This is a genomic window from Nonomuraea sp. NPDC004702, from assembly GCF_053601695.1.
Window position 1 is genome coordinate 167,298 of the sequence record NZ_JBSGCE010000003.1, and the last position, 20,709, is coordinate 188,006.

Sequence of the window (20,709 nt, forward strand, 5' to 3'; positions counted from 1 at the left end):
TCAGACCAGCCTCCGGAGCTCGGGGTCGCCGCCGGCCAGCCGGTCGGCCACCAGGCCGCGGGCCGGCTTGCCCGACCCGGTGCGCGGCAGGGCGGGGACGGCGTACCAGCGGCGGGGTCGCTGCGCCACGTCCAGCCCGCTGCGCGCGACGGCCTCCAGCAGCGCGCGCGGCGGCGGCGAGGCGCCCTCGACCACCGCGGTCACCACCGAGCCGAGCGACGGGTGCGGCGACCCGATCACCACGATGTCCCCCACCCCCGGCACGTTCCGCAGCACCGCCTCGACGTCCTCGGGCACGACGGTCGCGCCGCCGGTCTGGATCGCGCCGTCGCCGCGCCCGCGCACCCGCAGCACCTGCCCGGCCCGGTACGGCTCGGCCAGGTCGCCGACCGTCATCCAGCCCGCGCCGTCGCGGCGCAGCGGACCCCTCGCGCCGCCCAGATAGCCGTCGGCCAGCCACGGCGAGCGCGCCCACACCTCGCCCAGCGTGCGCCCCGGCTCGGCCCTCACCTCGATCTCGACCTCAGGAAAGGCCCGCAGCCCGTCCCCGTCGGGGTCGAAGGCCACGAACGACAGCTCGGTCGCGCCGTAGTAGGACATCACCCGCACCCCCGCCCGCTGGGCCAGGTCCCGGGCCTGCCCGCTCAGCGCCGCGCCGCCGACGACGGCCGTCCGCAGGCGGGGCGCCTGCTCCAGCACCTCGGGCAGCCGGTGGGGCACCAGGTGGATCGCGGTCGCCGCGCGCAGCGACGCCGCCGTGGGCCGCCCGCCCGGCACGACGGCGGTCGCGCCGACGGCCAGCGTGTGCACGGCGGCGAAGGCGTACAGGGAGGAGACCAGCGGGCCGGGCACCAGGACGACGTCGGCCGGGCCGATGCCGGTCAGCTCGGTCAGGTGCGGGAAGGAACGCGTCCAGGACGCGCGGGTGCGCGCGACCGCGCGCGGCCGGCCCGTGCTGCCGGAGGTGAAGCACGCCCACGCCCGGTCGCCGGGACGGGGGTCGGGCACGAGGGGCGCGCCCGGCGCGGACGGCAGCGGCTCCTCGACCCGCAGGTCGGCGCCGGCCGCCCCGGCCACCCGCGCCCACCGCTCCGCGCTCCACGCCGGGTCGCCCACCAGCGGCGTCACCCCCGCCAGATCGGCCGCCAGCACCGCGATCAGCAGCTCGACCGGGTCATGAAGGGCGATGGCGGCCAGCTCGCCGCGCCCGCGCAGCTGCCGCGCGCCGCCCTGGACGCGTCCGGCCAGCTCGCCGTAGGTCAGCCGGCCGCCCGGGCCGCGCAGCGCGACCCGGGACGGGCCGTCGGCGGCGTGCCGCAGGACGTGCTCGGCGACCGGCATCAGCGCACCCGTTCGCGGTGGACGGCCGGCACGGCGTCGGGATAGGCACGCTGCGTGCCCCTGGCCACCAGCGCGGCCACCACCGCCTTGAGCGCGTCGCCCGGCAGGAACACCGCGCTGAGGGCCAGCGCCTTGGTGAGCGGCAGCCCGGTGACCAGCGCCTGCACCGGGACGCCGATCAGGTAGACCACCCCGATCCCGCCCACCGCGCACGCCACCAGCAGCCGCAGGACGCTCGGCGTCCGGCCCGCCCGCTCCACCAGCAGCCCGGTGACCGCGGCCCCCGGGACCCAGCCGAGCAGGAACCCGGCGGAGGCGGCGGTGAACACGCCGAGCCCGCCGCGCCCGCCCGCCAGCAGCGGCAGCCCGGCCGCGACCAGCACCAGCAGCACGACCACCGCCAGCGCCCCCCGCCGGCTGCCGAGGATGGCCCCGGCCAGCATGACGCCGAGCGTCTGGAGAGTGATCGGCACCGCGTTGCCGAGAACGTTGACCGCCCCCGGCGCGCCCAGCACCGCGATCAGCGCGGCGAACACCGCGATCCTGGCCAGGTCACCGGTGGGGAACCGCCGCCGTCTTCCTGCGTTCGTCATGAGGACGATCCCACACCAGATCGGGTCGATCCCGCATGCAGGGTTCCCACAACACCGGCGGCTACGCCTTGTCAGAGGCGCTCATGCAGTGCGCCGTCCGGAACGCGTTGGTGATCTTCGTGTGCCAGGAGTCCAGCTCGCGGGCCGACAGGGTGGCGTTCGGGAAGGTCACCGTGACCCGCCGGGACACCCCGGAGATCGTCGCCGCCATGGAGACGTGGATGCGGTCGGGGATCACCGTCGTGCCGTCGGGATAGTGCACCTCGACGCGGTAGTCGGCCACCGCGCCGCCCTTGGTCTCCAGGCAGGCGCGGGCGCCGTTCTCGACGCGGAGCATCAGGCCCTGGTTGATCTGCCTGCCGCGCATGGGGACCAGGTTGTAGCGCAGGCTGGCGCCGGAGAAGGAGGAGGCGATGAGATGGCCGCCCTGCCAGTCGCCGCTGCCGCCCCAGTTGCCGACGGTGGCCTCGCACCCGCTGCGCGGGGCCGCCTTCCTGGCCAATTGGGGGGCCAGGGCCCGGGCGGGCCGTCCGGCGTCGTCGGTGGTGTAGGTGCGGGAACCGTCCTTGTAGGTGTGGTTCTTGGCCAGGTGCCGGATGCAGGCGGCGGCGTCGGTGCCGGTGCTGGGACCGGCCGCCTGGGCGGGGGCCGTCAGGGTGGCGGCCGCCAGCGCGGCGGCGCACAGGACAGGGGGGAGCCGGGTCATGGGCATGAGAAGGCAGTCCTCTCGCGGGGGACGCACGACGGGCCCGCGTCGGCGGGTTGCTCCGCCCTGTCGGCGAGCGCGTCGGCTTTGTCGCGATAGTGATGCCCCGACGACGTTGTAGCGGAACGTTGCCAGAACGCTACTGTTCGTAGTGATTACAGGTAGGTCGCCCTGTTCAGGGTTCGACGACGGCCCAGCCGTGCGGGGGCAGGGTCAGCAGCGAGCCGTCCAGGACGCCGTCGCCGGCGGCGAGGCTCCCGGAGAAGGGCAGCGTGACCTGCGACGGCTCGTCGGCGGTGCTCAGCGCCACGGCCAGCGCGTGATCGCCGGAGCGGCTCTCGTAGGCGTAGAGCTGGTTGGACAGGACCAGGTCGGTGGTGTGGGCACGGGACAGCCACCGGTGGCGGCGGCGCACCGCGACGAGCCGCTTGTGCAGGTCGAGGACCGGCAGGCCGGTCGGCGGCATCTCCAGCGGGGAGGCGGGGAAGGCCGGGCGCACGGCGTCGTCGCCGCCCTCGCGCTCCTCCTTGACGCCGCGCAGGGCGTACTCGTCGCCGGCGTACAGCGAGGGCGTGCCGGCGACCGTCATCAGCACGGCCAGGGCGTGCGGCAGGTGGCGCTCGTCGGCCAGGCGGCTGGCCAGGCGGGTGACGTCGTGGTTGCCGACGAACGTCATCGGCGCGAAGGACTCCGCGAACGCGGTGTGGCGCTTGAGCGCCCAGGCCAGCTCGAAGGCGTTGCGGTCGTTGAGCGAGCTCCAGATCGCCTTCCACAGCTCGTACTGGGTGACCGCGTCCACGCCGGTCTCGGCCACGAACGCGGCGTAGTCGCCGTGGATGACCTCCCCCACCACGTACGCCTCGGGCCGCCCGCGGCGCACCTGAGGCAGCACCCGTGCCCAGAACTCCGGCGGCACGGCGTAGGCGGCGTCCAGCCGCCAGCCGTCGGCGCCGCGGTCGAGCCAGTGCGCCATCACCGCCGCGACGTGCTCGGCGACGGCCGGCTCCGCGTGGTCGAGCGCGACCAGCGACTGGTGCCCCTCGAAGTCGTCGTGCGCGGGAGCGCCGCCGCCGGCCGGCCAGCGCAGCCGGAACCAGCGCGCGGCCGCCGAGCCCGGCCCCTCGCGCAGGGCCTGCTGGAAGCGCGGGAAACCCTGGCCCACGTGGTTGAAGACGCCGTCGAGGAGCACCCGCAGCCCGCGTTCGTGGGCGGCCGACACCAGCGCGTCGAAGTCGCCGTCGTCGCCCAGGCGCGGATCGACGCGGAAGTGGTCGAGGGTGTCGTAGCCGTGGGTCTCGGCGGCGAAGATGGGGCCGAGCTGCAGCCCGTCGGCGCCGAGCGCGGCGGCGTGGTCGAGCCACGGCGTCAGGCCCGCGAGCCGGTGGGTGACCCGCGGCACGGCGGCCCGCTCGGCGGCCCGCTCGGCGCCCAGGAAGCCCAGCGGGTAGACGTGCCAGAAGATCGCCTGCTCTGCCCAGGACGGCACGTCAACCCCCCGATGAAGATCCGACGCTCATTCTAGGCGGGGCCCCGCCGGGAGCCGCCCGCCGGGGTCCCGACCGGCTCACGCGCCGGCCGTGAGGCGCTTGTAGAAGAAGCTGCAGTCGAGCAGCGTGCCGTCGGGGGCGCCGGCGTAGCCGGGCACGACGCCGTAGCGGGTCCAGCCGCCGGTGCGGTAGACGTGCTCGGCGGCGCTGCCGGTCTCGGTGTCGAGCACCAGCAGGCCGGCCCCGGCCGCGACGGCGCCGTCCTCGGCGGCGGCCAGCAGGAGGCGGGACAGGCCGCGCCCGCGCGCCTTGCGGTGCACCAGGAGCTTGACCAGCTCGGCCCGGTGCCGCGAGTTGGGCTTGCGGGCAAGGACCAGGCTGACCGTGCCGGCCAGGAAGCCGTCGGCGTCGCGGCAGGCCCACACCGCCATGCCGCCCTCGGCCACCGCCGCCGCCTGCCCCCGCCACCAGGCCGCGGCCTCCTCCGGGCCGAACGGCTTGAGGAAGCCGACCGAGGCGCCGCCGTCGACGGCGTCGGCCAGCAGCACGGCCAGCTCCTCGACGCTGCCGGCGAACTCCTGCGCGGACATGCGGGTGACGGTGTGCACGAGAGGGCTCCTTCGGGTGCTCACGGCAGGACGACGACCAGGGCGTAACGGACCGGCGAGGGCCCCGGGCAGCGGAAGCGCGACCGCCCCCACAGGCGGAACCGCAGGCAGTCGCCCGCCTCCAGCCGATGGACGCGGCCGTCGGCGGTGATCTCCACGACGCCCTCCAGCACCCAGACGTGCTGTTCGAGCCCGGGAACCGGCGGCTCGTCGTAGGCGATGTCCGCGCCCGGCCGCAGCCGCCCTTCGACGACCTCGCCGCGCAGCCCGGGGTGCGGCGGCGAGACGGAACGTCGCTCGAAGCCCGAGCTCTCGTCCCGCCACACCGCCTGGGACGCCGCCCGCACCACCTGCGCGGGCTCCGGCTCCACCTCGGCCAGCAGGCGCGACATCGTGCGCCCGTAGACCGCGCAGAGCTTGTTGAGCAAGGCGGCGGTGGGGCTGATCTCGCCGCGCTCCAGCCGGGACAACGTCGAACGGCTGATCCCGGCGCGCCCGGCCAAGTCGTCGAGCGACCAGTCGCGCTCGACCCGCAGCTCGGCGAGCCGCCCGGCCAGCCGCTCGTCCAGATCCTGTCCCATATTCGGGACGATATCCCAGATGCGGGATCAGCGGCGACCCTTCCGGCGGATCCTGATGTCCCGCATGTCGGTCACCGCGACCTGCAGCACCCGGTACGGCACCCCGTACGCCTCCAGCGCCGCGACCGCCCGCCCGGTGGCCTCGTGCTCACCGTCGTCCGGCCCGGCGGGCACCTGGCAGCGGAAGGTGAACGCCGACACGGTGCCGTCGTGGGTGAACGTGCCCGCCTCGGTGAACGCCGTGTCGTGCGCCGCCAGCACGGCGGCCCGCCCCTCCTCGTCGATCCCGTCGAACTTCCCGCGGATGGTCACCCGGAACAACGCTCAGCCCTCCCGTACGGCATAGGTCAGCAAGGGCTCGCCGAGCAGGCCCTCGGTCACGTCCAGCAGCTCCAGCACGGCCTCGGCGATGGCATCGGGCCCCTGCCCGGCGGCCACCCGCCTGCCGACCTCGGCGTACACCAGCGAGTGCAGGCAGCCGATCTGCCAGGCGACGGCCCGCGGCAGCGGATCGCCCGGCTCGGCCCCCGTCTCCTCGGCGAGCGCGTCGGCGAGCGCGTCGGTCATCTGCCGGCCCAGCTCCTCCAGGCGCGCCCGCAGCGTGGGAGCGGCCAGCATCATCTCCAGCACCTGGCCGAACCCGGCCGTCAGCCCCAGGCTGCGCTCGCGCCCGCGCACCTCCTCGCGCAGGCGGCCCAGCACCGCCCGCGCCGCCGACACGCCCGGCGGGCGCTCGCGCACGATGTCGGCGAGCCGCTGCGGCGAGGCCTCCTCGGGCGGCAGCACGAGATCTTCCTTGGCGGTGAAGTAGTTGTAGAGCGTGTTCACCGACACCTCCGCCGCCGCGGCGATCTCGGCGATCGTGACCTGGTCGAAGCCGCGGTCGACGAACAGCCCGATCGCCACGTCGGAGAGGTGCCGGCGGGTCTTGCGCTTCTTGCGCTCGCGAAGCCCTTCGGTCATGACAGGACTCTACTGCAAAAATGAAATGGATTGCAGTTTTGGAGCCGTCATCGGGATTCGACGTCGGCGGCGAACCGGTCCCACGCCGCCTGGCGGGTGATGCCCAGGGCCTCGCCGATCCTGGCCCACGTCACGTTGCGGGTGCGGAGGATGGCCACCCAGGCGCGCAGGTCGCGTTCGGCCTGCTCAAGGGTGAGGGCCTGGCGGGGCAGGGAGGCCAGCACGTCGTCGTCGGACATGCCGGTCACGTACTTGTCGTCCGGGGCGGGGCCCCAGTGGACGCGCCCGCCGTCGCCGGCCGGCGCCTTGCGGAGCTCGGCGTGGACGATCTGCTGGCTCAGGTCGATGCAGGCGTCGCAGATGTAGACGCCGGGCCCGGCGACGAGCTTCCTGGCCTCCTCGTGCGGCTTGCCGCAGAACGAACACCTCGTCGCCAGCTGCTCGACGGGCGTCATCTCCCGGGTGCTCTCGTTGCGTGTCATCATGCTGTCAGCCTTCCCTTGACGGCCCTCTGTGTCAAGGGAAGGCTGACAGAAATCGGGCTCGCCATCGTGATCGGCATCGGGCTCACCGTCGAGGCCGCCGGCGAACGCGCGGCGGGCGTGCGGCACGAGCGCCCGCACCGCCGGGCCGCCGCCCTCCCGCCACACCAGCGCGAGCAGCGCGGGCGTCCGCACGTCGTCGATGAGCAGCGCCGTGAGCCGGTCGCGGTGGAGCGCGGCCATCGACTCGCTGAGAATCGCCACCCCGAGGCCGCGGGCGGCCAGGCCGGCGATGGCGTCGGCGGCGCCGGCCTGCAGCGCGATCGGCGGCCGCAGCCCCTGGGCCGCGCACGCCTCGTCGAACACCGCCCGCAGCCCCGTGCCGCGCGGCATGCACACGATCGCCTGCTCGCGCAGGTCGCGCAGGGCGATCCGGCCCCTCCGGGCCAGCGGATGCTCCGGCGGGACGGCCGCGACCAGCCGCTCGCTGACGATCGTCAGCGCCTCCAGGCCCTCGGGAACGCCGTTCGCGACGCCGATGAGCGCCAGGTCGAGCGCGCCGCCACGGACCCCCTCCACCAGCTTGTCGGAGTTGTCCTCCAGCAGGGACAGCTCCACGCCCGGATGCGCCCGGCGGAAGGCGGCCAGCGCGTCGAACAGGGGCGTGACCGTGCAGCCGAGCACCATGCCGACCGTCAGCGTGCCGCGGATGAGGTCGGTCACCTCGCCCACCGCCTGACCCACCGCGCCGGCGGCGGCCAGCGCGGCGCGGGCGTGTTCGAGCGCCGCCTTGCCCGCGACGGTGAGCGTGGCCACCCGGGCCGACCGGTCGAACAACTCGGCGCCGAGCTCGCGTTCGAGCTGCCGGATCTGGGCGCTGACGCCCGACTGGCTGATGTGCACCCGCTCGGCCGCGCGGGTGAAACTGCGCTCCTCGGCCACCGCGACGAAGTACTCCAGCTGCCTCAGTTCCATAACCTCAGATTGTACTACCCATCACAATCATCTGTTGGACTTCTGGAGCGGAAGTCGGCAGGCTGGCACCATGACCGCATACGAGAAGGCCATGCAGCCCGAGGACATCACCCGCCTGTTCGTCGAGCGTTCCAACGCCGGCGACGCGGCCGGCGTCGCCGCGCTCTACGAGGAGGACGCCGTGCTGGCCTACCCGCCCGGCAGCCGCACCGTCGGACGGGCCGCCATCCAGGAGCTGTGGGAGAAGGTGCTGGCCGGCCGCCCGCGCTTCGAGCCGGAGCAGCCGCTGCCGACGCTGGTCAGCGGCGACCTCGCCCTCACCTCGACCCCGCCCAAGGACGGCACGGGCGCCCGCGCCCAGGTCGTGCGGCGCCAGCCCGACGGGAGCTGGCTGCGTGTCCTCGACCAGCCCGAGTTCGTCCAGCCCGGCGAGCGCGCCTAGGCCGGGACGGCGCCGCTGACGGTGGTGCCCTCGCCGGGCACGCCGCGCACCGACAGGCGCCCGCCCAGCTCGGCGAACGCCGCGCGCATCCGGCCGACGCCGCCGCCCGGAGCCGTGGAGGCGAAGCCGCGGCCGTTGTCGCTGATCGTCAGGCGCAGGCCCTGGGGCCCGGCGGTCACGGCGAGCGAGGCGGTGCTCGCGCCGCTGTGGGCCTCGACGTTGGCCAGCGCCTCCTCCGCGACCGCCAGCACGGCCCGCCGCCACGCCGCCGCCACGGGACCGGCGGGCAGCGCCCAGATCTCCACGGTGATCCCCGTGCGCTCGGACCACCGGCCGCACAGGCTCTCCAGCTCGCCGGCCAGAGCCGGCCTGGCCTTGTCCATGATGCCCGTCATCGCATCTCCTCCGGACGCCCTTCCCCTTGAACGGGTGGGACTGCCCTGAGCATGGCGATCGGGGCGTTGAGCCTGAGTTGAGCCGTCGTTGAGCCCTCACCCGGGCACGATCGTCGAAGCGTAGCACCACGGCGTCGGCGACGAGGGGACGCTGGTCACCCGGAAGGCGTGCGGCCGGGCGCGAAGGGGTCCAGGCCGGTCAGGGCGGTGCTGGCGGCCCACAGCCGGGCCGCGAGCTCGGGGTCGGCCATGTGCCCGCGCACTGGCTCGCGGGCCGGCAGGCCGCGCATCCCCAGCACCCTGGGCCCCCACAGCTCACCCCCGCGTACGGACGGATCCAGCACGGCCCGCACCGCCGGCCACGCCGCGGCCTCCTTGCCCTGCAGCAGCAGCCCGGCGGGCAGGCCGCGCAGCCGCTCACCGGCGGTGCGCGGCCGGACCGGCCGCGAGGGCGTCAGGGAGTCCAGCGCGCCGCCGGGATGGGTGACCACGCTCGCCGTGGTGGCGCCCGCGGCGCGCAGGCGGCGGTCCAGCTCGAAGCCGAAGAGCATCTGCGCCAGCTTCGAGCGCGCGTACACCCGCTTGGGCCGGACGTCGCCGCGGCTCTGCAGGTCGTCCAGGTCCAGGGTCTCGGACCTGGCGGTGAGGCTGCCGGTGGTCACGACGCGGGCGGCGGGGGCGGCGGCCAGCAGCGGGGCCAGGTGCGCGACCAGCGCGAAGTGGCCGAGATGGTTGGTGGCGAACATCAGCTCGTGGCCGTCCTTCGTCTCGCGCCGCGGCGGGTCGTCGAGCAGCACGCCGGCGTTGCACACCACGGCGTCCAGGCTCGGCAGTCCGAGCGCCGCGACGACGGCCCCGACCGAGGCGAGGTCGGCCAGGTCGAGCGGCACCTGCCGGACGCGCGCGCCGGGGACCCGTCCGCGGATGGACAGCGCGGCGGTCTCCGCCCTGGCGGGGTCGCGGCTGCCCAGGATCACGGTGGCGCCGGTGCCGGCGAGCTGCTCGGCCACGAAGTAGCCGATGCCGGCGTTGCCGCCGGTGACCAGGAAGTGCCTGCCCTGTGCGGACGGCAGGCGCCGGACGTCCCAGGGCGCGGAGGAGGGGGACACGGGAGCGCTCATTTCTGTAGTCGCTATGAATTCAGAATCATTCTAGTTTTTGCTACGATGAGAGCATGACGACAGGACGCCGCGAACGCAAGAAGGCGCAGACCCGCAAGGCCCTGGCCGAGGCCGCGGTGCGGCTGTTCGCCGAGCACGGCTACGACGGCGTCACCGTCGCCCGGGTGGCCGACGAGGCCGACGTCTCCATCGCCACCCTGTTCGCGCACGTGCCCGACGGCAAAGACGCGCTGATCTTCGACGACGGCGACGAGCGGCACGTCTGGCTGGCCGCCGCCGTCCGCGATCGGCCCCCCGGGCAGAGCGTGCTGGCGGCCCTGCGGAACTGCCTGGCCGAGCGGGGGCCGTTCGCCGGCGACCTGCCGCCCGAGCAGCGGCGCAAACGCGACCTGGTCGTGGGCACGCCCGCCCTGCGGGAGTACTCGCGGCGGCTCTGGGTCGCCGCCGAGGGCTCGCTGGCCGAGGCGATCGCGGCCGAGACCGGGCGCGACCCCGCCGACATGACCGTGCGCGCGCTGGCCCGGTACGTGCTGGAGATCCCCGAGCTGGCCGGCGCCGAGCCCGACCCGCGCGCCGCCCTCGACGCCGTCTTCGACCTCCTGGAGTCCGGCTGGCGCGAGCGCGCCTGACGGCGGCGGGGCGTTGACGCGGCGGACCCGGCTCTGGTCCGCTGTACGTCACTGATCATCGACTTCGGGGAGCGAGCCCGTGTGGTTTCCCAGGCGCCTGGCCGCTGTGATCGTCTCGTCGGTCCTGACCGTCTCGGCCGTGCCCGGCGCGGCCCGAGCCGCCACGCCCGTCACCGTCTGGCACTGGAACGCGGCCGGCAACACGCTGAACCACGGCTCGACCGGCAACGGCATGGTCCGGGCCGCCGTGGGCTCGATCGTGGCACGGGGCGCGACCCTCGTCTCGTTCAACGAGCTGTGCGCGAGCCAGTACCAGGCGCTGGTCACCGGCCTGCGGGAGGCCGGCTGGCCCGCTGACGGCGGCAACTTCGCCCGGTTCGTCGCCACCTACCCCGCCCAGGCGGGAGGGCCGTGCGGCGGCGGCGAGTACGGCAACGCCCTGTTCAGCAAGCAGCCCCTGGGGGCCGCCGAGCGCATCACCCTGCCCGACGACGGCAAGACCGAGAAACGCAAAATGATCTGCGCCCCCCTGCAGTCCCGCCCCGGCCTGCGGTTCTGCGTCACGCACACCACCTACGTGGACGCCTACCGCGCCGCCCAGCTCGACGCCGTGCTGACCAGGCTTGAGGCGTACCACGCGGCCGGTGACACGGTGGTCGTCGCGGGCGACTTCAACCTCCCGCCCGACGCCGCCCGCCTGAACGGCTACTACTCCCCCACCGTGAACACCCCCAACAACCGCGGCAACACCGGCCGCTACCACGAGCTCGACGACGCCGACGCGGGCAACTGCCCCGGCTACGGCGAGCTGACCGTCAGCACGCCGGACGGCAAGGGCCCCTGCGGCTCGGGCACGAAGCTCGACATGATCTTCGCCAGGGCCGACCGGATCAGCGGCGCCTACGCGGCCGACTCGCTCGCCCCGGCGACCACGTGCACCGGCAACCCGGGCGGCCTGTGCTCCGACCACCGCGTGCTGGTCGGGACCGTCACCCTGTCGTGAGCACGGCCGTGGCCCACCCCGGGGAGCACGGGGGCGGGCCACGGCCCTTCCGGCAGGCGGACGCTCACCGCCCCGGCCGCACCCCCCGCTGACAGGGGGCTGTCAAACAGCGGCCATCCACCTTGTCGGGCAGGTCGCGCGGGCGCACAGTCAAGGCACATCACCGCCCAGGAGGATGGATGAACGGAAGACCTGCCCCCCACCGTCACGCCACGACCGCGGTAAGACGTCTCTTATCCGCTGGTCTGGCCGTGTTCGCCGCCGCCTTCCTCGTCGCGACCCCCGCCGGGGCCCTGGCGCTGCCGACGGCCAAGGAGCTCGTGTCGAGCCTCGACCTCGACTGCTTCAAGACCACGACGTACCAGCCGCCGGCCGTCGCGCTGTCGTTGCGGCACATCAACCCGGTGCTCGCCAACCAGCCGCCCGTGCAGGTCACGCTCGGCCCGCGTGAGCAGCTCTGCGTGCCGGTGGCCAAGAACAACGTCATCCCGCCGTCTCCCGCGCTCGACTTCGTCAGGTACGTCGACCTGTCCTGCTACCGGGTGACCGGCCCGCAGATCAACCTGCCCCTGTCGCTGCGCCACCTCAACCCCGTCCTGCAGGGCCTGCCGGGCCTCAGCGTCACGCTGAGCTCGCCGCAGCAGCTGTGCGTGCCGGTCAGCAAGAACGGCGTCGTCCCGCCGCCGGACGTCCTGAACGTCGTCTCGCACATCGACCTGCTGTGCTACGCGCACACGCCGAACCCGTCGATGAACAAGGCGCTGAACCTCACCCAGCTCAACCCCGTCCTGGTCAACCAGATCCCGCCCAGGACCGTGCAGGTGGGCGCCGCCCGTCAGCTCTGCGTCCCGGTGCAGAAGAGCGGCGACCAGATCCCGGCGGACGTGTTCGCCCTCGTCCGCTGGGTCGATCTGGAGAAGTTCGACGTCTCCAGCCCGGCGACCCCCATCGTGTCGCTGACGCTGAAGCACCTGAACCCGGTGCTGGCGAACCTGCCCGCCGAGGAGCTGCGGCTCAGCGGCGCCTCGCAGCTCGCCGTGCCCGTCTCCAAGAACGGCGCGGTGCCGCCGGCCTGACGCACCCGGCCGGGCCGCGACCACCGGCCCGGCCGCCTTCCGCCCCGATCCCGGACAAAGGATTCCCCAGCTTCGCATCGTCCGGGAGTGGCGTCCGCCTGGCAGCGGTATGACCTGTTTCCGACAGGTCGTGGAGCATTCGGGGGAACGGTGGGGATGTCCTGGCGGGCGGTGGCGACGGTGCTCGCCGCCGTGGCGCTGACCGGCGGTTGCAGCGGCGGCAGCGGTCCGGACGGTTCGGGGGCGGGCGAGGCCGGGCCCAGCGCGCCCAAGCAGGCCCGGCCCGTCATCACGCCGGACACCCCGATCGTCCCCGACGACGCCGACGAAGCCGGCGACCTCCCCGACCCCACCATGCAGGTGGGGATGGACTGCCAGAAGGTCTTCCAGAAACAGGACTTCGCCGGGCCGGCGGCGCAGAAGATCAACCAGGTGGCCGCCGACCCTCGCAGCTCCGACAGCGAGAAGGCGGTGGCCAACGCCTGCGGCGCGGTGATCAACGCGAACACCGGGAACTGGGACAAGTCGGTCGAGCAGGCCGATGTCGCGAACAAGCTTCGGGCGGAGATGCCGGAAGAGATGCGCCGCCCGATGTTCGCCATGCTCGACCAGGCGGAACTGGAGAGCGCCGCCGCGCGGGGCGAACGCGACAGGGTCCTGCGGGTCATCGCCCGCATCGAGCGGGAGGGCGGCCAGGTCCCGGACGGCTACCTCAGGAACGCGTGCGCGGTGGTGTCCGGCGCCGAAACGCTCCCGGAGTGCGCGACGATCACCGCCTCGCCCGGCCCCCCGCAGCCCTCGTCCGGCACCTCGTCCGAGTCTTCGTCCGGGCCCTCGCAACCGTCGGAGCCCGCCGGGCCTTCGCCGGGCGAGCCGTCCTCCGAAGCGCCCGGCACCGAGCCGCCCGGCGAGCCGCCGGACACCGGCGGCCAGACCGGGGCGCCCGGCGACAATCCCGAGCCCCCGCCGGAGGAGACCGGCCCGGCGCCGGGCCCGTCGTGACCGCCCCACCGCCCGCCGCCGAACCCCCGGACGACGACGGCGGCGCCGGCCAGGACGCGTCCCGCCTGTGGCGGATCCTCGCCCACGTCGTGACGCCGACCACCTTCATCGCCGCCATCATGGTCTACTTCGGGGCGGTCCGTACCAACACCATGTACGCCCGCCTCGGCGTGGACCAGAGCATGCTGGGCCTGTCCCTGCAGGACTACGCGCTGCGCAGCGTCACGCTGGCCGCAGAGCCGCTGATCCTCGTCCTGGTGGTGGCCCTGGTCGCGCCGCCCGCGCACGCGTGGCTGACCCGCTCCGCCGAGCGGCATCCTCCCTTCGCCAAGTGGGCGGTCAGGGTCATGGCCGTCGTCGGAGTCGCCGGCGCCGCGGTGGGCATTGGGAGCCTGGCCGGATGGAGACTGCTGCCGCCCTACGCCAGCCTGGGCGAATGGAGATCGCTGCCGCCCTACGCGGGAGTGGCCGGATGGAGGCCGCTGCCGGCCTACGCCATGCCCCTCTGCCTGGGGCTGGGCGTCTTCCTGCTGGTCTACGGCTCCTCCCTGCGGCAGCGGCTCGACCCGCGCCACAGGCCCTCCGCCACCGACCAGCTCGTCCGGCGCACGCTGTGCATGGCGCTGTTGCTGTTCCTGCTGCTGTGGGGGATCACCCTCTTCGCGCAGTCACGCGGAGAGCGGGAGGCCGACCGGATGAGGGCCGGCATGCGCAGTCTGCCGAGCACGGTGGTCTACGCGGCCCGGCGCCTGAACCTGGAGGGGCCGGGCATCACGGAGACCGCGCTGCCCGACCCCGGCGCGATGTACCGCTTCCGCTACACCGGCCTGCGCCTGCTGATCAACTCCAACCAGCGGTACTTCCTCCTGCCCGCCTGCTGGATGTCCGATCCGTCGGCGCGGGCGATCGCCCTGCCCGCCGACGAGTCGCTGCGCCTGGAGTTCGGCGTGTTCCGGATGCCCCCCGACTGCCCGCCCTGACCGACCGCTGGTCGCGGTCACACACCGATATGCACGTACGGCGCCCAGAACATCGGGCTGCCGAAACGGGCGGTGCCGCGCAGGGCTGGCGTTCGTGTCACCCGCGAGCGCGGCAAGCCTTCCCGATCGCCTGTATGGCTGCGGGCGGGGAGATTTCTGCGTGCATTCGACAGAGGTCGTCTCGGAAGCAACGCAGATCGGCATCGGCCGGGGCGAAGACTGGTCGGCCATCGGGGTGCTCTTCAGCCCCTGCAAGAACGTCCGGTCCTTCTTCAACAGCCGTGTGACCTGCGGCGATGTGCCGCTCAGTGCTTGCGGCGGGCGCTGGACTCTCGGCGACGTAGCGGGCGACGGCGTCGCCTCCATCGGCCTTGCGCGTGGCGGTCCGGGCGGCGTCCGAGCTGTCGTATGCGGGGCTGCCGGGGACGGCGCGGCGCCGGTGCTGTCCGCTACGAAGCCGCCATCCCCGTCGCTGCCCTCAACGACTGGCTCGTCCTTCTTTGACCGTGGGATACGTGGTGGTCACGCCGCTGCTGGCGTCGTAGGAGTCGGACAGTTCGATCGTCGATGGTTTCAGGTCGTGGACCGCGTGTCTGCACTCGATCTCGAAGGCGATCTCGGTAGGGGTGCTGCCGACTTCCTTGAGATAGAGCTCCAGTCGCTGGTTCAACTGATCTGTCTCATCTATGTCGTACAAGGTGACGAGGCCGCCTGCGACGAGGGCGTCGAGCGAGTCCGTGACCGGCGTGAATCCGCGGAGCATTTCGCAATCGATCATCGCCAGGTCCGTGGAGGGCTGCGACGAGTTGAGAAGGCGGGCAGTGATGTGCAGGGTCACTCTCTCCCCCTTCTCCGCTGTGTCGTCCGGTCCGGGCAGATGCCACGGCTCGCCGTCCTGGGTGAGACACTTGGCTTGGACGCTGAATCCCTGAACTGTCTGAGTCATTGACGCCTCGTCACTTCCTGTGGTTGCTGACATTCCCGCGTTCAGTTCTCGGCGTCATGGGCGATCGACAGTCTCGGATCGACCAGGCGCTCGTTGCGCGGATGGTGAACGTGGAAGTCCGGCATCGGCACTGCGGGCCCCTGGCCGAACACGCCGGCCATGTAGTCCACCAGGTCTTTGCATTTGTCGGGATCGAACACCTCGTGGTCGTTCTCCTCGACGGTGCCCCCGATGACGACATGGTCATGGCGCGGGAACATGTACCCCTTCTGCCCGTACAGGTATTCCAGGTTCACCTGCGGCCGCAACATCGCGAGCTGTCCTCGGTACGAGATCATGTTGTTGTCGTTCCACAATTCCTTCGCGCCGAGCCCGGTGCAGTTGATGATGACTTTCTGCGTCAGGGACGTGAGCACGTCCGTGCTGTTGATGAATCTCCGGCTCACGAACATGACGCCGCGCGCCCTCAGGTCGCGTTCCAGCCTGGGAATCAGGATCGGCGGTTCGACGAGCAACGTCCGGTACCTGTATCCGGAGGTGTTGTGTCCTTGGAACGGCAGGCGCGGGAGATATTCGCGCGGCGGCAGCAGTCCCGGCACGAGTTCATGCACCACGTCGATGCCCGAGGTGGGGCGGACGCTGTAGTTGTCGACCTCGGACACGCCGAAGCCCTTGCCGATGCCGGCCTTGAACATCGTGTAGGCGGTCGCGAGAATGTACTGGAACTCCTGCACCTTGGCGAAGTCCTTGGAATACTCCAGGATCGACGCGGCCCATTGGCCGCCGGCCTTGTACGACGTGGTCTCGACCGGCTTGCGGTCGGAATAGATCGTGACGTTCAGCCCGAGGTCGAGCAGCAGGGTCGCGGCGGTCATTCCCATGACGCCTGCGCCGATCACCGCGATCTCCCTTTCGATGACATGGGTATCGGCCTGACGTTTGAGGACCATGTCTCGTACCGCGGCGGCGCAGCCCCAGCTCAGCGTGATGCCTCCACCGCCGTGGCCGTAGTTGTGGATGACGAACCTGTCGCCAAGCTCCTCTCCTTCGAGCCGATACGAGTGCGTGCGGTAGGGCCGCAGACCCGCGAGGCACGCGCCCGGCTGATGGGGATCGAAGGTGAAGTCCGGAGTGGGCAGGTTGGCGGGTGTGCTCACTCCACGCTCGTCCAGCAGCATGTCGGGCTCCGTTGATCAGATGCTTGGCCATCGGTACGCATACCCGTGCAGGCGTCCGGCCCTTACCCGGACTCCAACGCTTGACCGGCCTCTGGACGACTGTTTCCAAGGCGGCGACGACGTCCGGCCGTGCCGCACGTGGACGCCTTGACCTGCGGAAACACCCGCCCTGAGTAAGGTCAAGGCACGGCTCCCGCGCGTTCGCCCGGCCGGCTGCGCGGGTAGGCGTCCCAAACGGCCGGACGATCCGCGCCTATCCCTTTCGACTGATCTGCCGTACGGCGGGCATGCCCAGGAGTGTCATCGTGCCCTTCACCGTTGCCGACTACATCCTCAAGCGGCTGAGCCAGCAACAGGTCGACACCCTGTTCGGCGTGCCCGCCGCATATGGTGCCCCGCTGTTCGACGCGGTGGGCGCGCACCACATCACGCCGGTGGTGACCGCCACCGACCTCGAAGCGGGATACGCGGCCGACGGTTACGCGCGAACGAAGGGCCTGGGCGCCGCCGCGGTGGCCAACGGCGTCGGCATGCTCAGCATGATCAACGCCATCGCCGGCGCGTTCGTCGAGCGCAGCCCGGTCGTCGTCGTGAACGGCGGCCCGAGCGCCGCGAACCTGGCCAACCTGAAGAACCTGGACGTCCTGTTCTCGCACTCGACCGGCCAGCCCGACGGAGACCTCAACGCCTACCGGCTGGTCACCGCGAGCGCCGCCCGCGCCGGGCAGGCCGCCGACGTGCCCGCCCTGGTCGACAGCGCGATCTCGACGGCGATCAGGAAGAAACGGCCGGTCTACATCGAGATCGATCGGACCATCTGGACGGCGGCCTGCACGCCCCCGGCCGGGGCGCTGCCCGTCACCAATCCGGCGGCGGGCACGGAGCAGCAGCTCGCCACCACGATCGTGGGCCTCGTGCGCGCCGCCACGAAGCCCGTGCTCCTGCTGGGCGTCGAGGTCCAGCGTTACGGACTGGCCGACAAGGTCGCCGCCCTGATCGCCAAGCTCGGTGTCCGCTGGTCGACCCAGGTGCTGGCCAAATCGGTGCTGTCCGAACAGGACGACGGCTGGGTCGGGGTCTTCGCCCCGCCGAGCAGCCAGCCCCCCGAGGTCCGGGACGCGGACCTGATCGTGATGCTCGGCTGCGTCTTCCCCGGCAGCTACGCCACGTTCATCCGGGACAACACCGACCACATCGTCACCGCCTACGACGGCAAGGTGAAGATCAAGAACGGGAGCAAGCAGAACGCGGACATCACCGCCCTGGTGACCGCACTCGTGGCCGAGGCGGCGAAGGAGGCGCCGGTTCCCATCTCCGCGGCCGTCGACCCGGCCCCGCCCGTCGCCACCGGCCCGCTGACCTACGCCCAGGTGTTCGACCGCCTCGGTGCCGCCCTGGACGCCTCATGGCTGGCGATGCCGGACACCTTCCTCGGCGGCGCCTCGGCGGCGAGCCTGCCGGTCAAAGGCCGCGACGGGTTCCTGAGCAGCGCCGTGTGGGCCTCCATCGGCCATTCCGTGGCCGCTGCCGTCGGTGCGTCCTTCGGGTCGAGCAGGCGTCCTCTGGTCATCTGCGGCGACGGCGGCTTCCACATGACCGCCCAGGCACTGTCCACGTTCGTACGTTATGACCGCGACCCCGTCGTCGTGGTCATCGACAACGGCATCTACGGCCTGGAGCAGTACCTCATCGACTCGGACTACTTCACCAACCCCGGCGTGACGCCGAAGCCCTACGTCCTGCTCAACCAATGGGACTTCGTCCAGTTCGCCAACGCTCTGGGCGTGCGGTCCACGTACTCCGTGGACACCGCGGCAGAGCTCGACCAGGCGCTCGCCACCGTGAAGGCGTCGGCCGGCGCCCCGGCGCTGATCGTCGCGAAGGTCGACTCGCGCGGCCTGCCCGCAGTGCTGCCCTGAACCATTGGGCCGCCAGGCCGTCCTAGGAGGGGCCGGGGGGCTGGGGCCCTCGCGAGCAGATCCCAGCTGCGGAGCCGAGGCCACCCGCGACCGCCGGCTCGCCTCCTCAGAACCTGCTCTGGCTCATGAAGCTACAGAAAGGAGCTGACAAGTTCGGCGAACTCCTCCGGCGTCACCATCCGCACGCCCAGGCTCTCGGCCTTGGCCCGCTTGGAACCGGCCTTCTCCCCGGCCACCAGCAGCGACGTCTTGGCCGAGACGCTGGAGGACGCCTTGCCGCCGGCCCGCTCGATCAGCTCGTTCATCTGGTTGCGGCTCAACGCCTCCAGCGAGCCGCTCATCGCGCCGGTCACCACGACCGACATCCCGGCCAGCGGCAGCCCGGACCCGCCGCCGGTCTCCGGGGCGCCGGGCTCGGCGGGGGGCGTCCAGCCCGGCTCGGCCATGTTCACGCCCGCCTGGACCAGCTTGTCGATCAGCGGCCCGACCTCGATCAGCTCGGCCACCACGACCGGCGCCTTCTCCGGGCCGATGCCCTCGACCGCCTGGATCGCCTCGGCGTCGGCGGCCCGGATGGCCTCCATCGAACCGAAGTGCCGGGCGATCCGGCGGCTCATCGACCGGCCGGTGCCGCGGACGCCGAGCGCCGCGAACACCCGGCTCAGCGGCCGGCTCTTGACCTGCTCGAAGGCGGCCAGCAGGTTGTCGGTGCTGGTCTCGCCCATGCGCTCCAGGCTGAGCAGCTGCTCGCGGGTCAGGAAGAACAGGTCGGCGAAGTCGGCGATCAGACCGGCGTCCAGCAGCTGCTTGATGCGGTTCTCGGCCAGGCCCTCGATGTCGAGCTGGTCGCGTCCGGCGGCGTAGATGATGGAGGCGATCGCCTGGCAGGCCCGCCCCCGAACACACCGCCACCGTTCCTGCGACCTGTCGATGGCGTCGCCGCAGGACGGGCAGACCTGCGGGATCGGGATCGGCCGCTCCTCGCCGGTGCGCAGGTGCACCACCGGCGACTCCACGCGCGGGATCACGTCGCCCGCCTTGTAGACCACCACGCTGTCGCCCAGCATCAGGCCGCGCCGGGTGATGTCGGCGACGTTGTGCAGGGTGGCGTAGGTGACGACGCTGCCGTCGAGCTCGACCGGCTCCAGCACGGCGCGCGGGGCGATGATCCCGGTGCGGCGGGTGTTCCACTCCACCCCGACCAGCTTGGTGATCTTCTCGGTGGCGGGCAGCTTGTAGGCGGTCGCCCAGCGCGGCGCGCGCGAGCTGAACCCGGCCCCGGCCTGGTCGGAGGCCAGGTCACACTTGATCACGATGCCGTCGATGCCGAACGGCAGCCCGGCGCGGGCGGCGGCGATCTCGCCGACGCGCTCCTGCACCCGCTCCAGCGTGTCGGTGACGATCCCGGGGACCGCGGTGGCGGCCGTGGTCTGCACGCCCTGACCGGCCACCCACTCCATGACCTGGCTGTGCGGCAGCTCGCGCAGGCGCGTCGCCAGCTCGGAGTCGTCGCCGGGCGCGGGCAGCGCGCCGTAGCCGAAGAACGTCAGCTCGCACACGTACGGCCGGTCCTGGGCGCGCAGCGTGCCGGCGGCGGCGCTGCGCGGGTTGGCGAACGTGGTGCCGTCGTGCGCCGAGCGCTTGGCGCACGCCTCCTCGAACTGCGACGTCGTCATCATGACCTCGCCGCGCAGCTCCACCGTGACCGGCTCGGCCAGCCGCTCGGGCAGGCCGACGATGGTGCCGATGGCGTGCGAGACGTCCTCGCCCGCGGTGCCGTCGCCCCGGGTGACGAGCTGGGCCAGCCGGCCGCCGCGGTAGCGGGCCGAGATGGCCAGGCCGTCGAGCTTGGGCTCGACGCTCCACGCCGTGACCGGACGGCCGAGCCTGCGCTCGACCGAGGCGGCCCAGTCGGCGAGCTGCTCGGCGCCGAACACGTTGTCCAGGCTGAGCATCGGCACGGTGTGCGGCACGTCCCCCACGACCGCGCCGCCCGCGACCTTGCCCGTCGGCGAGGTCGGCAGCACCTGCTCGGGATGGGCCTCCTCGTACGCCTGGATGCCGCGCACCAGCCGGTCGTAGGCGTCGTCGTCGAGGGTGGAGGTGCCGTCGGCGTAGTAGGCGGCGGCGGAGTCCACGGCGAGCTGCACGGCCTCGGCGTAGGCCGTGTCATCAGCGAGGACGGTGAAGGGGGGCGTCTCGGTCATGCCATAACAATGCCGTCCGCAACCGACAATTCCGAACCAAGGGCCCCGGCCGGGACCGGGTGACCGCGCCCGGTG

21 protein-coding genes are annotated in these 20,709 nt (G+C 72.7%); 7 read left to right on the forward strand and 14 right to left on the reverse strand.

Annotated elements, in window-relative coordinates; genetic code table 11:
• The 9 genes from ACWEJ6_RS05715 to ACWEJ6_RS05755 all read right to left on the reverse strand — a co-directional run bounded on the left by ACWEJ6_RS05715 (position 1) and on the right by ACWEJ6_RS05755 (position 7,736).
• On the reverse strand, positions 1 to 1,341 hold the full coding sequence (locus ACWEJ6_RS05715) for a class I adenylate-forming enzyme family protein (protein ID WP_452421552.1): 1,341 nt from the start codon (positions 1,339 to 1,341) through the stop codon (positions 1 to 3).
• Positions 1,341 to 1,934: a biotin transporter BioY gene (locus tag ACWEJ6_RS05720; protein ID WP_452421554.1), complete on the reverse strand. Its 594-nt coding sequence runs from the start codon at positions 1,932 to 1,934 to the stop codon at positions 1,341 to 1,343. The genes ACWEJ6_RS05715 and ACWEJ6_RS05720 overlap by 1 nt, the downstream gene beginning before the upstream one ends.
• Positions 1,935 to 1,995: 61 nt before the next feature.
• Positions 1,996 to 2,640 (reverse strand): DNA/RNA non-specific endonuclease, encoded by a 645-nt coding sequence (locus tag ACWEJ6_RS05725; protein ID WP_452421557.1) that lies wholly within the window; start codon positions 2,638 to 2,640, stop codon positions 1,996 to 1,998.
• Between the two features lie 175 nt (positions 2,641 to 2,815).
• Positions 2,816 to 4,126 (reverse strand): alpha-amylase family protein, encoded by a 1,311-nt coding sequence (locus tag ACWEJ6_RS05730; protein WP_452421558.1) that lies wholly within the window; start codon positions 4,124 to 4,126, stop codon positions 2,816 to 2,818.
• Positions 4,127 to 4,204: 78 nt separating this feature from the next.
• Positions 4,205 to 4,735, reverse strand: coding sequence for an N-acetyltransferase family protein (locus ACWEJ6_RS05735; RefSeq protein WP_452421560.1), 531 nt, complete (start codon positions 4,733 to 4,735; stop codon positions 4,205 to 4,207).
• A 20-nt stretch (positions 4,736 to 4,755) separates the two neighbouring features.
• Positions 4,756 to 5,316 (reverse strand): helix-turn-helix domain-containing protein, encoded by a 561-nt coding sequence (locus tag ACWEJ6_RS05740; RefSeq protein ID WP_358286808.1) that lies wholly within the window; start codon positions 5,314 to 5,316, stop codon positions 4,756 to 4,758.
• 27 nt (positions 5,317 to 5,343) lie between these two features.
• On the reverse strand, positions 5,344 to 5,628 hold the full coding sequence (locus tag ACWEJ6_RS05745) for a DUF6204 family protein (protein ID WP_358286809.1): 285 nt from the start codon (positions 5,626 to 5,628) through the stop codon (positions 5,344 to 5,346).
• Between the two features lie 12 nt (positions 5,629 to 5,640).
• Entirely contained in the window at positions 5,641 to 6,279 is a 639-nt protein-coding gene (locus ACWEJ6_RS05750; protein ID WP_387675028.1) for a TetR/AcrR family transcriptional regulator, read from the reverse strand.
• A gap of 47 nt (positions 6,280 to 6,326) precedes the next feature.
• On the reverse strand, positions 6,327 to 7,736 hold the full coding sequence (locus tag ACWEJ6_RS05755; protein WP_452421563.1) for a LysR substrate-binding domain-containing protein: 1,410 nt from the start codon (positions 7,734 to 7,736) through the stop codon (positions 6,327 to 6,329).
• Positions 7,737 to 7,806: 70 nt separating this feature from the next.
• Between ACWEJ6_RS05755 and ACWEJ6_RS05760 the strand changes: the two genes are divergently transcribed.
• Positions 7,807 to 8,178 carry a YybH family protein gene (locus ACWEJ6_RS05760; RefSeq protein WP_452421565.1) on the forward strand — a complete coding sequence of 124 codons (372 nt, stop codon included), beginning with the start codon at positions 7,807 to 7,809 and terminating at the stop codon, positions 8,176 to 8,178.
• On the opposite strand, the gene ACWEJ6_RS05765 is transcribed toward ACWEJ6_RS05760, so the two are convergent.
• Complete coding sequence (locus tag ACWEJ6_RS05765) at positions 8,175 to 8,573, reverse strand: sensor histidine kinase (RefSeq protein WP_452421567.1); 399 nt, start codon at positions 8,571 to 8,573, stop codon at positions 8,175 to 8,177. The genes ACWEJ6_RS05760 and ACWEJ6_RS05765 overlap by 4 nt on opposite strands.
• A gap of 155 nt (positions 8,574 to 8,728) precedes the next feature.
• Positions 8,729 to 9,682 (reverse strand): SDR family NAD(P)-dependent oxidoreductase, encoded by a 954-nt coding sequence (locus ACWEJ6_RS05770; protein WP_452421569.1) that lies wholly within the window; start codon positions 9,680 to 9,682, stop codon positions 8,729 to 8,731.
• 65 nt (positions 9,683 to 9,747) lie between these two features.
• Here ACWEJ6_RS05770 and ACWEJ6_RS05775 point away from each other — a divergent pair, with 65 nt between their 5' ends.
• The 5 genes from ACWEJ6_RS05775 to ACWEJ6_RS05795 all read left to right on the forward strand — a co-directional run bounded on the left by ACWEJ6_RS05775 (position 9,748) and on the right by ACWEJ6_RS05795 (position 14,384).
• Positions 9,748 to 10,323: a TetR/AcrR family transcriptional regulator gene (locus ACWEJ6_RS05775; protein ID WP_452421571.1), complete on the forward strand. Its 576-nt coding sequence runs from the start codon at positions 9,748 to 9,750 to the stop codon at positions 10,321 to 10,323.
• Between the two features lie 79 nt (positions 10,324 to 10,402).
• Complete coding sequence (locus ACWEJ6_RS05780; protein WP_452421573.1) at positions 10,403 to 11,326, forward strand: endonuclease/exonuclease/phosphatase family protein; 924 nt, start codon at positions 10,403 to 10,405, stop codon at positions 11,324 to 11,326.
• Between the two features lie 179 nt (positions 11,327 to 11,505).
• Positions 11,506 to 12,402, forward strand: coding sequence for a hypothetical protein (locus ACWEJ6_RS05785; protein WP_452421575.1), 897 nt, complete (start codon positions 11,506 to 11,508; stop codon positions 12,400 to 12,402).
• Between the two features lie 156 nt (positions 12,403 to 12,558).
• Positions 12,559 to 13,404, forward strand: coding sequence for a hypothetical protein (locus tag ACWEJ6_RS05790; protein WP_452421577.1), 846 nt, complete (start codon positions 12,559 to 12,561; stop codon positions 13,402 to 13,404).
• Positions 13,401 to 14,384 carry a hypothetical protein gene (locus tag ACWEJ6_RS05795; protein ID WP_452421579.1) on the forward strand — a complete coding sequence of 328 codons (984 nt, stop codon included), beginning with the start codon at positions 13,401 to 13,403 and terminating at the stop codon, positions 14,382 to 14,384. The genes ACWEJ6_RS05790 and ACWEJ6_RS05795 overlap by 4 nt, the downstream gene beginning before the upstream one ends.
• A gap of 478 nt (positions 14,385 to 14,862) precedes the next feature.
• Here the strand turns inward: ACWEJ6_RS05795 and ACWEJ6_RS05800 are convergent, their stop codons facing one another.
• On the reverse strand, positions 14,863 to 15,222 hold the full coding sequence (locus tag ACWEJ6_RS05800) for a hypothetical protein (protein WP_452421581.1): 360 nt from the start codon (positions 15,220 to 15,222) through the stop codon (positions 14,863 to 14,865).
• Between the two features lie 149 nt (positions 15,223 to 15,371).
• On the reverse strand, positions 15,372 to 16,508 hold the full coding sequence (locus tag ACWEJ6_RS05805; protein WP_452421583.1) for an FAD-dependent oxidoreductase: 1,137 nt from the start codon (positions 16,506 to 16,508) through the stop codon (positions 15,372 to 15,374).
• A 305-nt stretch (positions 16,509 to 16,813) separates the two neighbouring features.
• Here ACWEJ6_RS05805 and ACWEJ6_RS05810 point away from each other — a divergent pair, with 305 nt between their 5' ends.
• A complete protein-coding gene (locus ACWEJ6_RS05810) occupies positions 16,814 to 18,427 on the forward strand; it encodes a thiamine pyrophosphate-dependent enzyme (protein WP_452421585.1) in 1,614 nt (537 codons plus the stop codon).
• Positions 18,428 to 18,558: 131 nt separating this feature from the next.
• On the opposite strand, the gene ligA is transcribed toward ACWEJ6_RS05810, so the two are convergent.
• Positions 18,559 to 20,634, reverse strand: coding sequence for an NAD-dependent DNA ligase LigA (ligA, locus tag ACWEJ6_RS05815; RefSeq protein ID WP_452421587.1), 2,076 nt, complete (start codon positions 20,632 to 20,634; stop codon positions 18,559 to 18,561).
• Positions 20,635 to 20,709 lie beyond the last annotated feature (75 nt).